Origin of the sequence: Paenarthrobacter sp. YJN-5, assembly GCF_015040095.1 — a bacterium.
GTDB lineage: Bacteria > Actinomycetota > Actinomycetes > Actinomycetales > Micrococcaceae > Arthrobacter > Arthrobacter ureafaciens.
This window is the reverse complement of the sequence record NZ_CP053544.1, coordinates 2,455,755-2,470,345: the sequence shown is the minus strand read 5'-3', so window position 1 is coordinate 2,470,345 and position 14,591 is coordinate 2,455,755. Positions and strand designations below refer to the sequence as shown.

Annotated in this window: 13 protein-coding genes; 6 read left to right on the top strand and 7 right to left on the bottom strand. The window is 64.1% G+C overall.

Annotated features, from left to right (window positions below; all coding sequences use genetic code 11):
- Nucleotides 1-72 precede the first annotated feature (72 nt).
- Genes hpaE through HMI59_RS11695 form a run of 3 tightly spaced genes read right to left on the bottom strand, consistent with a single transcriptional unit; the run spans nucleotide 73 to nucleotide 3,767 of the window.
- A complete protein-coding gene (gene hpaE / locus HMI59_RS11705) occupies nucleotides 73-1,602 on the bottom strand; it encodes a 5-carboxymethyl-2-hydroxymuconate semialdehyde dehydrogenase (RefSeq protein WP_193591404.1) in 1,530 nt (509 codons plus the stop codon).
- A gap of 10 nt (nucleotides 1,603-1,612) precedes the next feature.
- On the bottom strand, nucleotides 1,613-2,272 hold the full coding sequence (locus HMI59_RS11700) for a GntR family transcriptional regulator (RefSeq protein WP_062096804.1): 660 nt from the start codon (nucleotides 2,270-2,272) through the stop codon (nucleotides 1,613-1,615).
- Nucleotides 2,265-3,767 (bottom strand): fumarylacetoacetate hydrolase family protein, encoded by a 1,503-nt coding sequence (locus tag HMI59_RS11695; protein WP_193591403.1) that lies wholly within the window; start codon nucleotides 3,765-3,767, stop codon nucleotides 2,265-2,267. The genes HMI59_RS11700 and HMI59_RS11695 overlap by 8 nt, the downstream gene beginning before the upstream one ends.
- 143 nt (nucleotides 3,768-3,910) lie before the next feature.
- Here HMI59_RS11695 and HMI59_RS11690 point away from each other — a divergent pair, with 143 nt between their 5' ends.
- Nucleotides 3,911-4,117: a DUF2945 domain-containing protein gene (locus HMI59_RS11690; protein WP_166187059.1), complete on the top strand. Its 207-nt coding sequence runs from the start codon at nucleotides 3,911-3,913 to the stop codon at nucleotides 4,115-4,117.
- Between the two features lie 39 nt (nucleotides 4,118-4,156).
- Nucleotides 4,157-5,905 carry a pyruvate dehydrogenase gene (locus HMI59_RS11685; RefSeq protein ID WP_193591402.1) on the top strand — a complete coding sequence of 583 codons (1,749 nt, stop codon included), beginning with the start codon at nucleotides 4,157-4,159 and terminating at the stop codon, nucleotides 5,903-5,905.
- Nucleotides 5,906-5,931: 26 nt separating this feature from the next.
- On the opposite strand, the gene ligD is transcribed toward HMI59_RS11685, so the two are convergent.
- Nucleotides 5,932-7,176, bottom strand: a complete 1,245-nt coding sequence (gene ligD, locus HMI59_RS11680; RefSeq protein ID WP_193591401.1) for a non-homologous end-joining DNA ligase — start codon at nucleotides 7,174-7,176, stop codon at nucleotides 5,932-5,934.
- A 202-nt stretch (nucleotides 7,177-7,378) separates the two neighbouring features.
- Here ligD and HMI59_RS11675 point away from each other — a divergent pair, with 202 nt between their 5' ends.
- The 3 genes from HMI59_RS11675 to HMI59_RS11665 are packed head-to-tail and all read left to right on the top strand — an operon-like array spanning nucleotide 7,379 to nucleotide 8,912.
- A complete protein-coding gene (locus tag HMI59_RS11675; RefSeq protein ID WP_193591400.1) occupies nucleotides 7,379-8,008 on the top strand; it encodes a dihydrofolate reductase family protein in 630 nt (209 codons plus the stop codon).
- Between the two features lie 58 nt (nucleotides 8,009-8,066).
- Nucleotides 8,067-8,549, top strand: coding sequence for a pyridoxamine 5'-phosphate oxidase family protein (locus HMI59_RS11670; protein WP_193591399.1), 483 nt, complete (start codon nucleotides 8,067-8,069; stop codon nucleotides 8,547-8,549).
- A 3-nt stretch (nucleotides 8,550-8,552) separates the two neighbouring features.
- Nucleotides 8,553-8,912, top strand: a complete 360-nt coding sequence (locus HMI59_RS11665) for a TraR/DksA C4-type zinc finger protein (protein ID WP_193591398.1) — start codon at nucleotides 8,553-8,555, stop codon at nucleotides 8,910-8,912.
- On the opposite strand, the gene HMI59_RS11660 is transcribed toward HMI59_RS11665, so the two are convergent.
- Complete coding sequence (locus HMI59_RS11660; protein WP_193593742.1) at nucleotides 8,909-10,189, bottom strand: MFS transporter; 1,281 nt, start codon at nucleotides 10,187-10,189, stop codon at nucleotides 8,909-8,911. The two genes, HMI59_RS11665 and HMI59_RS11660, sit on opposite strands and share 4 nt — an antisense overlap.
- A 105-nt stretch (nucleotides 10,190-10,294) precedes the next feature.
- Between HMI59_RS11660 and HMI59_RS11655 the strand changes: the two genes are divergently transcribed.
- Nucleotides 10,295-11,398, top strand: a complete 1,104-nt coding sequence (locus HMI59_RS11655) for a glycosyl hydrolase family 28-related protein (protein ID WP_193591397.1) — start codon at nucleotides 10,295-10,297, stop codon at nucleotides 11,396-11,398.
- 56 nt (nucleotides 11,399-11,454) lie between these two features.
- On the opposite strand, the gene HMI59_RS11650 is transcribed toward HMI59_RS11655, so the two are convergent.
- Both HMI59_RS11650 and HMI59_RS11645 read right to left on the bottom strand, forming a co-directional pair.
- The gene (locus HMI59_RS11650) at nucleotides 11,455-12,252 is read right to left on the bottom strand and encodes a PIG-L family deacetylase (RefSeq protein ID WP_227471357.1); all 798 of its coding nucleotides are present in this window, start codon (nucleotides 12,250-12,252) and stop codon (nucleotides 11,455-11,457) included.
- A 347-nt stretch (nucleotides 12,253-12,599) separates the two neighbouring features.
- Nucleotides 12,600-14,576, bottom strand: coding sequence for an FAD-binding monooxygenase (locus HMI59_RS11645; RefSeq protein WP_193591396.1), 1,977 nt, complete (start codon nucleotides 14,574-14,576; stop codon nucleotides 12,600-12,602).
- Nucleotides 14,577-14,591 lie beyond the last annotated feature (15 nt).

Here is a 14,591-nt window from a genome sequence, read left to right as displayed (position 1 = left end):
GGTACCCAACTGGGTCGCATTTGTGCGCGTTTTGGGGGCTGAAAACGCGCACTATTGCGACCTGGTTGGGTGCTAGGCGCCGGACTTGGGCGTGTCGCCGAATTTGGGGGTGTGGACGGAGCCGAGGGTGATGTGCACGGCTTGCTGGTCGGTGTAGAAGTCGATCGAGCGGTAGCCCCCCTCGTGGCCCAGGCCGGAGGCTTTGACGCCGCCGAACGGGGTGCGCAGGTCGCGGACGTTGTGGCTGTTGAGCCACACCATGCCGGCCTCGACGTTTTGGGAGAAGTTGTGCGCCCGGGTCAGGTTCTGGGTCCAGATGTAGGCGGCCAGGCCGTACTTGGTGTTGTTCGCCAGGGCGAGGGCTTCGTCGTCGTTCTCGAACGGGGTGATGGCCACGACGGGACCGAAGATTTCCTCCTGGAAGATCCGCGCGTCAGGTGCGACGTCGGCAAACACGGTGGGTGCCATGTAGTTGCCTTCGGGGAGGTGGTCGGGTCGGCCGCCGCCAGCCAGGAGCCGGCCTTCGGACTTGCCGATCTCCACGTACGATGCAACCTTCCGGTAGTGCTCCGGGTGGACCAGTGCCCCGACCTGGGTCTTGGGATCGTGGGGATCGCCCACCACGATGTTCTTGGCCCGGGCGGCGTACTTTTCACAGAATTCGTCGTAGATGGCGCGTTCCACCAGAATGCGGGAGCCGGCGGTGCAGCGTTCGCCGTTGAGCGAGAACACGCCGAACAGGGCCGAATCGATCGCGGCGTCCAGGTCGGCGTCGGCGAACACGACGCACGGGGACTTGCCGCCGAGTTCCATGGACAGGCCCTTGAGGTTCTCTGCAGCGTTGCGGAAGATCGTCTGGCCGGTGGTGGTCTCGCCGGTAAAGGAGATCAGCGGAACATCCGGGTGCTTCACCAACGCATCACCGGCTTCCTCACCCAGGCCGTTGACCAGGTTGAACACCCCGTCGGGCAGGCCGGCGTCCTTGAAAATCTGCGCCCACAACGACGCCGAGAGCGGCGTGAACTCGGCGGGCTTCAGGACTACGGTGTTGCCGGTGGCCAGGGCCGGGGCGAGCTTCCACGACTCCAGCATGAACGGGGTGTTCCACGGCGTGATCAGGCCGGCGACCCCGATCGGCTTGCGGTTGACGTAGTTGATCTGCGAGCCGGGGACCTTCATCGCGTCGTCGAACTGGGCCACGATCAGGTCCGCGAAGAAGCGGAAGTTCTCCGCCGCCCGGAGTGCCTGGCCCTTGGCCTGGGTGATCGGCAGGCCGGTATCGAACGTCTCGAGCTCGGCGAGGCGCGCTTCCTGCGCCTCGACGGCGTCGGCGATCTTGTTCAGCACCCGGGCACGCTCGCGGGGCTTCATCTTCGGCCAGGGACCGTTGACGAACGCTTCGCGCGCCGCGGCGACGGCGAGGTCGATGTCTTCCTTCTGGCCCGCGGCGGCGGTGGCGTAGTTCTGGTTGGACACCGGGTCCAGCACGTCGAATGTCTTCCCGGAGACGGAGTCAACGAACTCGCCGTTGATGTAGTGCTGGATATGGGTGGGCAGGTCCTCGGGAACGTAGTGTTTGGTGGTTTCGGTGGAGGTCGTCATCGTTGAGTTCCTAACTGGATACGGCGTGGGCGAGGTAGGCGTCGAGGGTGGCGGCGCGGTGTTGGCGGGCAGCTTTCTCGATGGTGTCGGCGTCTGCTCCGGACTCGATGAGTTGGAGCAGGGCCTCGTGTTCACGCACCGATTCCTGGGCCCGGCCGGGCACGAACCGGAACGTGGATGAGCGCAGGGACGCCAGCCGGTTCCAGCCGCGGTGGACCAGGTCAAGGATGTGCGGGTTGGGGCAGTGCTCGAACAGGACGGAATGGAAGTCCTGGTTCAGGGCGGTGAAGCGGACGGGGTCAAAGTGTTCCAGGCACTCGCGCATCTCGGCATTCACTGCACGGGCGCGGGCGATCGTGGCCGGATCAATCAGCGGTGCGGACAACGCGGTGGCCGCACCTTCCACGATGCTCAGGGTCTGCATCGTGTACAGGTACTCGGTGGGGTCGATCCCGGAGACCGTCGCGCCGACGTTCCGTTCGAACTTCACCAGGCCTTCGGCCTCCAGCCGGCGGATGGCTTCGCGGACAGGGACCACGCTGAAGCCCAGGTCTTCGGCGATCTTGGCCAGGACCAGCCGGTAGCCGGGGGTGTAGGCGCCCTCGACGATCCGGGCCTTCACGGCCTCATACGCTTGCTGGGATTTGCTCCCGACGGCGGTTTCAGTCACCGTGGGCTCCTTCCGTGGCTTGCAGGGACAGCCATTCGGCGTAGCGGGCCTGCCACTCCTTGTTCATGGGGTAAAGACCATCCACGCTGTTGCCTTGCTTGACCATCTCAAAGATGAAGACTTCTTCCTTTTCCTGGGCGATGCAGTCGTCCACGAGTTCCTCGGTGATGGCCGGGGGAATGACCAGGATCCCGTCGGAATCGGCAACGATGATGTCGCCCGGCTGCACAGTGGCGCCGCCGCAGGCAATGGTGATGTCGGTGTCCCACGGGATGTGTCGCCGTCCGAGCACGGCCGGGTGCGGGTTCGCGAAGTATGTCGGCATGTCCAGGTCCGCCACGGCAGAATAGTCGCGGACACCGCCGTCGGTAATGATCGCCGCGGCCCCGCGGACCTGGGCCCGCAGTGCGAGGATGTCCCCCACTGTTCCGGTGCCCTTTTCTCCGCGGGCTTCCATGACCAGGATTTCGCCTTCATTCACCGAATCGATCGCGCGTTTCTGAGCGTTGAAGCCACCGCCGTGGGTCTTGAAAAGGTCCTCACGGTTGGGTAAATAGCGCAGCGTCCGGGCCAAACCCACCACCTTGCGGTCCGGGCGGGTGGCCTGCAAGCCGTCGATGCTGACGTTGTTCAACCCGCGCTTGCGAAGCTGCGACGACAGGGTAGCGGTGGCCACCGATTCGAGCTTCGCCTTTAACTCCGGCGTCAGCACACTCGCGGCAGCCGCCGGCTCCGCGGGTGCCAGCCCGGCGGCTTCGCGGGAACCGTAGGCCTCTTCCCGCTGCGTGTCATCGGTCTTGGGGCCGGCACCAAAGTCCGCGAACGGCGTCGTACCTTCCGTCACCTTGGTGGTGAGGCGGCCGGTGCTGAAACCACCTCCGGTGACCTCGATTTCGACGACGTCCCCCGGGACAGCCACGGAAGCTCCAGCGGGGGTGCCGGTGAGGATGATGTCGCCCTCCTCGAGCGTCAGCAGCTGGGAGAGGTCCGCGACGAGCTGCGCGAAGGGGAAGAGGAGGTCCTCGGTGGTGTCGTCCTGGACCAGGTCACCGTTGTGCCAGGTGCGGATGCTCAGTTTGGAAGGGTCGACGGCGTCTGCCGGGATGAGCGCCGGGCCAACGGGCGTGAAGCCGTCACCGCCCTTGGAACGGAGGTTGGAACCCTTGTCCGCGTAGCGGAGGTCGTACACGCCGAGGTCGTTGGAAGCGGTGACGGCGGCAACGTGGCTCCACGCATCCTCCAAGCCAACGCGGCGGGCAGCTTTGCCGATCACCAGTGCGATCTCGCCCTCGTAACCGAGCAGCTCACAGCCGGCAGGGCGTTCAACGGTGCCGGGAGCATCGGGGGAACCCAGGGACAACGACGACGGCGGCTTCAGGAAGTAGGACGGTTGCGCGGGAGTCCGCCCACGCTGCGCAGCCCTGCTGGGGTAGTTGATATGGACCGCAATCACCTTGCGCGCTGACGCCAGGGTGTCCCATGTGACCTGTTCCAAGCCCACTCCTCATCGAGTATGAAATCGTATACGATCACTCTGGCTCATCTGATGGAAGGTGTCAAGGGCCCTTCGTGCTTACTATGGCTGGACACCCGGGTCCGCCTGAAAGGGCGGTTGCCCTCCAGCCGCAAGGAGCAGCCATGACGCTAAGCAAAGGCACGCACGTCGAATGGAACACGTCCCAGGGCACGACGCACGGGAAGATCGTCGAGAAGAAGACGTCCGACTTCGAACTCGAAGGCAACACGCACCGGGCCAGCGAGGATGAGCCGCAATACATCGTGGAGTCGGACAAGACCGGTGCCCGTGCGGCGCATAAAGCTTCGGCCCTGACCGAGAAGAAGTAGCGCTGGCGAGAAGAAGTAGCGCTGGCGAGGAGGAGCACTATGGCCAAAGAGCTTGCAACCCAACTCATCGAACAACTCCAGGCTGCCGGAGTTCAGCGTATCTACGGGATCGTGGGCGACAGCCTCAACCCCCTCGTCGATGCTGTCCGGCAGACCGGCGGCTCCGCCCAAGGGGGTATCGATTGGATCCACGTCCGGCATGAAGAAGCTGCCGCGTTCGCCGCAGCGGCCGAAGCGCAACTCACCGGAAAGCTGGCCGTGTGTGCCGGCTCCTGCGGCCCCGGCAACCTCCACCTGATCAATGGCCTCTATGACGCCAACCGCACCGGCGCCCCGGTGTTGGCGATTGCCTCCCACATCCCAAGCAAGCAAATAGGCAGCGGGTTCTTCCAGGAGACCCACCCGGACCGGCTCTTCAACGAATGCTCGGTGTACTCCGAACTGGTGAGTACCACGGATCAGGCGCCGCGCGTCATGCACAGTGCCATCCAGAATGCCGTCGCGTTGAGGGGCGTCGCCGTCGTGACGCTTCCCGGTGACATTGCGGGCCTGGAAGCCACGGCTTCAACGCCGCTTCCTGCGACGTTCCGTCCCGCCAGTTTGGTTCCGGATCCGGCCAGCGTGCAGGAACTCGCCGATGCCATCAACGACGCCGGCAAGGTCGCCATTTTTGCCGGCGCGGGCGTCGAGGGAGCACACAGCGAGTTGATTGCCCTGGCTGAGTTGGCGAAGGCTCCGATCGGGCATTCCCTGCGCGGCAAGGATTTTGTCCAGTACGACAACCCGTTCGACATTGGCATGACGGGACTGCTCGGCTACGGAGCTGCGGCCGAAGGCATTGAAGACGCTGACCTGCTGGTCCTCCTGGGAACGGACTTTCCCTATGACCAGTTCCTTCCGGAGACCCGCACGGCGCAGGTAGACCGCGCCGCCCAGCGACTGGGGAGGCGGACCGACGTCGATATCGCCGTCCAGGGTGATGTGCTCCCCACCCTCACTGCGCTCCTGCCCCTGGTGAAGCCGAAGTCGAGCCGCCGCTTTCTGGACCAGATGCTCAAGAAACACGACCGCTTGATGAACAAGGCTGTGGGAGCCTACACGCGGAAGGTGGAGAAGAAGCAGCCCATCCACCCGGAATACGCGGCGTCGTTGTTGGACCAGGTAGCCGCCGAGGATGCGATCTTCACTGCGGACACCGGCATGTGCAATGTGTGGACGGCGCGCTACATCAACCCTTTGGGGACCCGCCGGCTGATTGGGTCGTTCCTGCACGGCTCCATGGCCAACGCCCTCCCGCACGCCATTGGTGCGCAACTGGCCTATCCGGGCCGCCAGGTGGTGTCGGTCTCCGGCGACGGGGGACTGTCCATGTTGCTGGGCGAACTCATCACCGTGGCTGCCCACAAGTTGCCCGTGAAGGTGGTCGTGTTCAACAACTCCACGTTGGGCATGGTGAAACTGGAGATGCTGGTGGATGGCCTGCCCGACTTCGGGGTGGACGTACCGGATGCCAACTATGCCGCTGTGGCCAAAGCACTCGGTTTTCACGCGGTGCGGGTGACGGACCCGGCAGACATTGAGTCAGCCTACCGGGATGCGTTCGCACATCCCGGCCCTGCACTCGTGGAACTGATCACCGATCCGCAGGCGCTGTCCATCCCTCCGAAGATCTCCGGCTCACAGGTCATCGGTTTCGCCACGGCCATGTCCAAGGTGGTGCTGAACCGCGGAGCGGGGGAGGCCGTCAGCATGGCCCGCAGCAACCTCCGCAACATTCCGCGCCGCTAGGACCCTGGTTCCGGCGGGCCGGGGGCTTACCTCTCCGGTCCGCCGGACCATTCCTTTCCGGCCCACGGATCGTAGTCGGCAATCAGCTTCTCCTGCTCCGGTCGCCTGCCCTCGGCTACGTGCTGGAGGTTCACGCGGACGCGGTACCAGAGCGAGCTAGAGCCGCGCATGCCATCCACCAGGATGTCCGCCGGATGGAGGTCCGGAACAACGTCCTTGTGGTTGGCTTTCCACTTCTCCAAGGCATCAAGGGCTTCGGGCTTGGTTTTGGTCCGGGCCACTTCGATGAGCGGCATGGTCGATTTACGGCGGCCGGACCCGTCTCCGCCCCGGGGAGCTTTCTCCGCCGGGCCCAACTCCTCCGCCAGCGCGAGGAGCCCGTCGAGGCTCCCTGCAGCCTGATCGATGCCGTCGTGGGGATCGCCGATGTCCTTGAATCTTCCAGGGACCGTGAGGACAGTGAACTGGTCCGGCCGGATGGTGGCCACTTCTTCCCACGTCAGTGGCGTGGAGACTCTGGCGTCCGGCAGGGGCCTGATGGAGTAGGCGGACGCCACTGTGCGGTCCTTGGCGTTCTGGTTGAAGTCCACGAAGACGCTCTCACCCCGCTCTTCCTTCCACCACCGGGCCGTGGCCAGCCCCGGTGCCCGGTTCTCGACTTCCCGGGCCAGGGACTCGGCAGCCAGCCGGACCTGCCGGTAGTCATGGTCCGGGACTATCCGGACCAGGATGTGGAGTCCGCGGGAGCCGCTGGTCTTGGGCCAGCCCACCAGTCCGACGTCGTCCAGCACCTCCCGTGCCACGTACGCGACGTCCACTATCTGTTTCCAATCCACGCCCGGCATCGGGTCAAGGTCAATACGGAGCTCGTCCGGATGGTCCAGGTCCTCGGCCCGCACCGGGTGGGGATTGAGGTCCAAACATCCAAGGTTCACTACCCACGCCAGACCTGCAGCGTCGCGAATCACCGCTTCCTCGGCAGACGTGCCCGAGGCGTAGTGCAGGGTTGCCGTGTCTATAAAGGGTGGGTGGTTCTCCGGTACGCGCTTTTGGAAGAACGGCTCCGCGTCGATGCCCTTCGGGAAGCGCTTAAGGACCATGGGCCGTCCGCCGGCTCCGCGGAGTGCGCCTTCGGCGACCGACAAGTAGTACCGGACGAGGTCCAACTTGGTCAGGCCGGGCTCCGGGAAGACCAGCTTGTCCGGACTGGAGATGCGGACGTCCACATCGTCGATCGTAAGAATCTCGGCCGGGGTCTTGGACGGAGTCATGGCGCCACGCTAGCAACGATGGACGGTGCGGACCATAGCTTCCAGTGCAGGTGCGGACCCTTGAGCGCCCTTGGCCATGGCGATAGCATGGCCGCCTCCGGATGGGCAGGCCGCGTCCGGACGGCTGAGACCATGTCCGGTTGCAGAGCCGCTTTAGGGTGGGGCGCGGGTCGAGTGTCCTGCCATGCACAAGGAGCCAATCATGAGTGAAGTAACAGAAAAACCCGGCGCAGAGCTGATGGTCGATCTGATCATCACCTTGGACGGGTACGCCTCCGGGGAAGGATGGCCGGGGTGGTGGGGCTTGGAAGGGCCGGAATACCTTGCCTGGCTCGAAGAAGAAGGAAAGAAGGATTTCACCACCCTCATGGGAGCGAATACCTACAGGGTGATGGCAGGGTTGTCCCAACAGGCGGCTGACGACTCTGCCGCATTCTCCGAGGAGGAGGGTGCCAGTTTGGGCGGCCTGGCCGATATGCCCAAAGTCATCTTCTCTTCCACCCTGCAAGAGCCCCTGGCCTGGCCGAATTGTGAGTTGATTCGCGGCGATGCCGTGGAAGCCGTCCGCGGGATGAAGCGCACCCGGACCGGGACGTTGTCAACGCTGGGCAGCCTCTCCCTGTCCAGGTCCTTGCTGAACGCCGGGCTCGTGGACCGGTTCCGGCTGGTTATCTTCCCTGTGATCACGGGCCGTACGGGAAGCGAAAGGATCTACGACGGCTACCCGGACGTTGCCCTTGAGTTGGTCAACAGCAGGACTTTTGATGGCCGGTCCCAATTGCTGGAGTACATCCCGACGGTCTTGGAAGGCCCGCCCCCGGCTAGAAAATAAGGCAACTTACTAATAGTCTGACGTGGGGACCTTCCCTGACCAGAGGAAAGAGGAGAACATGACTGAAGAACACGACATCAGCAAGGTCACGGAAATCATCAACGACTCCAGGATCGGGATGCTCACCACCATCAACGAGTCCGGAGCGCTTGTCAGCCGGCCCCTCGCCGTCCAGGAGGTCCAGGAAGACGGCGACCTGTTGTTCTTGACGTCCCTCGAGACATCCCAGGTGGCCCACGTGAAGGCAGATCCCCGGGTCAACGTATCGTTTGGTCGGAAGACTGAGTGGGTCTCTGTGGCGGGAACGGCGGAGGTCGTGACGGACCGGGACCAGATCCGCGAGCAATGGAGCCAGGCTGCGGAGGCATGGTTCCCTGACGGACCGGAGACTCCCGAGGCTTGCTTGCTCCGCGTGGATTCCGACTCCGCCGAATACTGGACCTGCCCCGGCGGTACCGCGGCCACTGTGTTGCAGTGGGTCAAATCCAAAGTGACGCATTCCCGGATGAGCGTTGGCGAGAGCAACACGGTGGATCTCTGAACAATGGTTGATGCAGAGCGGTTCCGCGCGATCCTGAATCAGGAGAGGGAGCAGAAACGAACCCTTCTTGATTCGCTTCGCGGCGACATCCGCTCAGTCAGCGCCGCCCGGGTGGACTCCAATGTGGACGACGAACACGACCCCGAAGGCAGCACCATAGCGTTCGAGCTGTCGCAGGCCGGGGCGCTCATGGAGCAAAGCCGTGCGGGATTGGAGCAGATTGAGGCGGCGCTGGCCCGCATCGACGACGGCACCTACGGGCGCTGTGCTGTCTGCGGGGAAGCAATACCCGAGGGCAGGCTCGAAGCCCGGCCTTGGACTCCGTTCTGCGTCCGGCACGCATCAGGGCGCACGAAGAACTAACCCGTGGACTCCGGTCCGTCCTGCCCCGCCGTCGGCGTCGGCGTCGTCGCACGGTCGGCAACGGGAGCCTGCCTGCGGCTGGCGAGAAGGAACGGGACGGCCAGCAACTCGATGACACCGGCAATCGCCAGCGACGCGGGGTAGCCGTACAGGTCCGCGCTGCGGCCCAGGAGGGGTTGGACTACCACGCCGCCGCTGGAACCCATCAGGGAATCGAAGCTCAAGACCGTGGCGCGTTGCTTGGAAGGGATCATGTCGTTGACATACGCCTGCCGCACTGGAAGGGCCGCCGAACCCATCACCGCCCACAATGCCAGCAGCACCAAAGCAACCCAGAACAGGCGCGTGAACCCCAAGGCCAGCAGAATGGCACCGCCGATCACGCCCGTCAGGATCAGCACCGAGGTTCGCTTGTGGAACAGACCCCTCAGGTGCGGCGCCAACCAGCCACCCAGAATTTGCGAACCGGCAACGATCGCGGCGGCGAGCCCCGCGATCGAGTAAGCCTTGGGGTCGCCGAACAGCTCCAGCAGGAAAGGCTGCAAAGCGTAGAAAACATAAATCCCGACGCCGGCGGTAAAGGGAGCAGCGAGCATCACGTACCGGACGGGCCGGTTCTTCAAACCGTTGTCGAGCGAGGCCGACAGCACTGCACGGGTGGCCGCCACAGGACGCGCCGACCTATCAGGCGAGAACCCGACGTCGTGCATCAACCGGAACGCGACCGCGAACATGGCCACGAGCACCAGGACCCTGAGCAGGAACGGCACGCCAAGGTCCGTGGCTTGGGCAATAACCCCTCCTGCCACGGAGCCAACCAGCATTGCGATTCCTTGCGCCATCTGACCGCGGCCCAGGACAGTCTCCAGTCCGCCCTCGTATCCCGAATATCGCAGGGCATCCACCAGCCAGGCTTCCACTGCGCCTGAGAAGAACGTGAAGCCCAGCCCCAACAGCACCGAGACCACCGCCCACATCCAAAACGGTGCGGAAATCTGCCAGAGCACGTAGTACAGGTAAGTGGACCCGGCCAGCGTCATGGTGCCCAGCAGGAACGACGTACGCCGGCCCCAGCCGTCGGCCACCACGCCGGTAGGTACCTCGAACAGGACCATGCCCGCGGTGAAGAACGCGTTCGCGGCGAAGGCCTCGAGGTTGCTCAGCCCCGCGTCCAGCAGGAAAAGGGTGTTAATGCCCCAAATGAAGGATGCAGCGATGGTGTTGCCCAGCGTCAGCGTCAGATAGACACGTTGTATCGCGCGGGCGGCATCGTTCATGGTGTCGCCGCTGCCTGTGGAGGGAGGAGGGGCCACGAGCCCATTGTCTTACCGTTGGACCCTTGCCGCCATAGGTGCAGGTGGACCGCAGGATAAAGTGACCCCATGAAATCCGCCGCCGTCAAGGCAGCCGCCGGGGTCGCCGTCGTGGTCGTCGCGGGCGTGGGAGTTGCGGGCCTGGCATCCAAGCCAAGCATGGGTCCGGCAGGACCCGACTACTGCCTTGCGCCCGGAAGCCAGGCCACCCGGATCCACCAGTATGTTGTGGATGGCTATAAGGACCCGGAAGACACCTCCCGCTCGCTGCAACAGGCCATTGACGCTGCGGCGAAGAGCGGAGGGGCCGTAGTGCAGCTTCCCGAAGGTACCTTCATGCTGGCTGAGCCATTGCTGGTCAAATCCAACGTTGCCCTCAGGGGACAGGGCGCCGGCACAATACTGAAGGCCGGACCCGGTTTCCTGTCTTCCGAGGGTCCTTTCGGCGGACATCCGCTCATCACCACCAATGGGGCCAACAACGTGACCATCGCCGGACTGACCGCGGACCACAGCGGGGACCAGCTCGACGGGAATACCCGCGGCCGGCTCTCCGAGTACCTCGTGGACGTCCGGCATTCCAGGAACGCGCTGGTGGAGGGGATCCGGACCCAAAATCCCTTCACCTACTCAATCGCCGTGGTGGCAAGCAGCGATTTTTGTGTCCGCAACAACCAGACCGTAGCGGACAGCAGTGGCTCGTATGACCAACTGGACGGGATCCACATCACCGACTCCCACGGCGGCGTGGTGGAAGGCAACACCGTGGATCAGGGGCAGGGAGCAGATGGCGACGACGGCTTGGTGGCCCAAACGATCGGCGCCGAGGTCTTCGACGTGGTCTACAGGAACAACAACGTCCGCGGCGGTCCGCACGGCTCCGGTTTGCAGCTGGCTGTCGGGAAGCACTCCATCCGGAACATCACGGTGGAAAACAACACCTTCCGCAAGTCACCCAACGGAATCCAGACCGGTTACTACGACGGATTTTCAGCGGTCCGGGACATCCACGTGGTGGGAAACTCTTTCGCGGAGATGCCGGGGCCGTGGCTGACGTTCCATGGTGAGCTGCAGAATATCAACGTCGCGGACAACCTCTACTGCCACACAGGAAGCCTCAGGCTTGGCGCTGGGCCCGGAAACAAGGCGGTCAACAACAAAGAGGGGTGCTAGCTGTTCTCCGCAGCTTAGTTAGCTGTGCCCGAATCTCAGTTAGCTGTGCCCGAACCTCAGTTGCCTTGGGCCGGAACAAAGTACGTCTCGGCCCGCGGTGGAATCTTGCCGCCGGGGAAGAGCGAGCCGGCCTGGGTGGCATACTGGCGAATCCGCCCCTGCTTTGAGGCGAGCCCCCGGTCCCATGACCAGGGGACGTAGCCGAGGCGATCCAGCCGCGAAGTGTCCGGGCCGGACACCAGGTCGTAGGGAAAGTCCGAATACAGCACCAGGTTCTGCTGATGCGCCATACCGGCTTCCCGAGTGATCAGGTGGTCCACGTGCTTGCCCACGCCCACGGGACAAAACAGGAGTTCGGCGCCTGTGAGTGCCATGAGCTCGGCGACGTCCCCCTGCAGCCGGTTGATCAAGGCCTTCTCTGCGTGGGAGATACGACCCAGGGCAACGTCGAACCGGAAGGTCGGATAACGATGGGGAAGTCCGGGCCGCACCCTGCCCCACGCCGGGTTGCCGATCCGCGGGAGCCGGCGTCGGCGGAAGAGGGCGTCCACGCCGCCCATGTGCAAGGGGCGGGCACCCATCTCCGTCAGGACCTTGTTGTCCTCTGTCTTGCGGGCTTCAAACAGGTCCAGTGCGCTTGAATGCGTGCACTGCCGCAGGAAAGACCGGGCTGCCCGGGTGTGCGGGCCAGGGGTTGCTTCGGTGAACAAGCTAGCCACGATGATTTCCCTGCCACCGGCCTGAGCCTCGATCAGAGCCCCGCAGGAAAGGACCGCATCGTCCAGATGGGGAGACAGGAAGAGCCAGGGTGCGTCACCGGCCAGCGAGCGTTCAATGCGTGTGTGCGCGGGCATGGAGATCACATCTCCGTCCGTGCCATGGTGATCCCTCGCGCGGACGGTGCCATGTGCAGGTGCAGCAGATCCATGAAGAACCTCCAATGAGCCAGACAACGTGACGTTGGGGTCCAAGCTATTGGGGGCCGTCATAGCAGGGCACGAGTAGTCGCTACTCGAATATGTGCGGTGTGGTTCCTGGTCGCCGCTTCGGGTACGCAGTTTTTTCGCGGGGGAGTACTTGCCCGCATCGATGATGGGGCGGGCACCCGGGGTGATCTGCCGGCCATTCGAGCCGGAGAGCCTCGGGGCCCGCCCTGTTCACCTGCGGTTTGCCCGCTCTGTGTACCTGGGTCCTGTGAGGATCAGGCGTGCTCCACCACGGCGGTGCTTGCCGCGGCGGTACTTGCAGCGGTAGGCGCCTCCGCCGTCGTAGGGACGTGCACCTCACGGGCCTTCGGCGCCGACCTGAGGCCCGCGAAGAATTCGGCGAGTTCCGCCGTCGCACTCAGCGGCAGGACGTTGGCGACGTACTGGTCGGGCCGGACTACCACCACCACCCCGTCCCGGCTGAGTCCGCGTTCGTCGAAGATGTCCGCTGCCGGGTCGGTGCCGAAGACCTTCTCCAGGTAGGTCAGTTTGAACGGTCCGACGGCGGGTTTGAAGACCGCGGGGACGGCATTGATGTCCACGTTCGTGTGGTCTTGCTGATAAATCACCTTGACGTCGAACCAGGCATCGCGGTCAAGGGTCGACGGCGTAGCAGCCAGTGGTGAGTCCGGTGCCGTCTCGAGCCACTCGGCAAAGTCGGCCACTGGGCCAGGGGCGCCTGCCGGTGCCGCGTCGGCGAAGACATAGATGCGCCAGCGCCCATCCGCCTTGGCATGGTGGCCCAAATGGATCGGGTTGGTGTCGCAGACCCGTCGCACGGGGGCGGACTTGAAGCGCTTGCCGACCGGAAAGCCAGTTGCAAGGTCCTGGTGGGTTGCCTCGGCAACCACCATGGAGGGGGTGTATTGGGTCATGAAGCCGGCCGGGAACTCTGCGGTGCTGGTGTAGAAGTTCTCCAGTTCCGTGGGGTCCTCAAATTCCTCGGGCTTTTTGGCCATGAGGGATGACCATTGCTTGTCGAAGTCGATGAGGTTCTTGGCTACCACTTGCCGTTCACCGGAATAGGTATCCAGCAGGGACTCCGGGCTCCGGCCTTCCAGTACGTGGCCGAGTTTCCAACCGAGATTGAATCCGTCCTGCATGGAGACGTTCATGCCCTGCCCGGCCTTGGCGGAATGGGTATGGCAGGCGTCGCCGGTGATGAACACGCGAGGGGTACGCTTGCCGCGCTCCTCCGGCAGAACGTCGTCGAACCTGTCCGTCAGCCGGTGGCCCACCTCGTAAACGCTGTGCCAGGCGACATTGCGCACGTCCAGGGTATAGGGATGCAGGATCTGGTTGGCTTTGTGGATAATCTCCTCGATGGTCGTCTTACGGACCGCGCCGTGGTCCTCCGGGGAAACCTCGCCCAGGTCCACATACATACGGAACAGGTGGCCACCCTCGCGGGGAATGAGCAGGATGCTGCCGCCCGAGCCGGACTGGATGGCACACTTGGTGCGGATGTCCGGGAAATCTGTCACCGCCAAGACATCCATGACGCCCCACGCGTGGTTGGCCTGGTCCCCGGCCAGGTGGCATCCGATGGACTCCCTGACCTTGCTCCGGGCACCATCGGCACCTACTACGTACTTGGCGTTGATAACCCGTTCCTGCCCTTCCAAGGGGCCTGCACTGTGAACGAGGGTCACGGAGACGGGGTAGGCGGAGTTGTCAGTAACCCGAAGGCTGCGGAATTCGTAGCCATAGTCCGGCTTCATCCTGGCGGGGGAGTTGGCCATGAACTCGGCAAAGTAGTCCAGCACGCGCGCTTGGTTCACGATCAGGTGGGGAAACTCGCTGATTCCGGTGGGGTCGTCAACTGCTCGCGCGCTACGGACGATCCTGGAGTGGTCCTCCGGGTCCGGCTTCCAGAACGCCATCTCGGTGATGCGGTAGGCCTCGGCGATGATCCGCTCAGCGAAACCGAAAGCCTGGAAGGTCTCGACGCTGCGGGCCTGGATGCCGTCAGCTTGCCCGATGGCCAGGCGGCCCGGACGACGTTCCACGATGCGCGCAGTGATATCAGGGAACTGGGCCAACTGGGCCGCCGTCAGCATCCCTGCGGGGCCTGACCCAACAATGAGCACGTCGACCTCATCGGGCAGATCCTCCGGCCGGTTGATCCCCACTCCGGCTGCAGGTTCAACTCTGGGGTCGCCGGATACGTAACCGTGGTGGTGGAAATGCACGGGCTTTCCTCACTT

Excerpts from the sequence above, each read along its gene's own strand:
- HMI59_RS11675 (WP_193591400.1), top strand. The coding sequence starts at position 7,379 with ATGAGTGAAGTAACAGAAAAACCCGGCGCAGAGCTGATGGTCGATCTG.
- hpaE (WP_193591404.1), bottom strand. The coding sequence starts at position 1,602 with ATGACGACCTCCACCGAAACCACCAAACACTACGTTCCCGAGGACCTG.
- HMI59_RS11660 (WP_193593742.1), bottom strand. The coding sequence starts at position 10,189 with ATGAACGATGCCGCCCGCGCGATACAACGTGTCTATCTGACGCTGACG.
- HMI59_RS11690 (WP_166187059.1), top strand. The coding sequence starts at position 3,911 with ATGACGCTAAGCAAAGGCACGCACGTCGAATGGAACACGTCCCAGGGC.
- HMI59_RS11670 (WP_193591399.1), top strand. The coding sequence starts at position 8,067 with ATGACTGAAGAACACGACATCAGCAAGGTCACGGAAATCATCAACGAC.
- HMI59_RS11685 (WP_193591402.1), top strand. The coding sequence starts at position 4,157 with ATGGCCAAAGAGCTTGCAACCCAACTCATCGAACAACTCCAGGCTGCC.
- ligD (WP_193591401.1), bottom strand. The coding sequence starts at position 7,176 with ATGACTCCGTCCAAGACCCCGGCCGAGATTCTTACGATCGACGATGTG.
- HMI59_RS11655 (WP_193591397.1), top strand. The coding sequence starts at position 10,295 with ATGAAATCCGCCGCCGTCAAGGCAGCCGCCGGGGTCGCCGTCGTGGTC.
- HMI59_RS11665 (WP_193591398.1), top strand. The coding sequence starts at position 8,553 with ATGGTTGATGCAGAGCGGTTCCGCGCGATCCTGAATCAGGAGAGGGAG.
- HMI59_RS11650 (WP_227471357.1), bottom strand. The coding sequence starts at position 12,252 with ATGCCCGCGCACACACGCATTGAACGCTCGCTGGCCGGTGACGCACCC.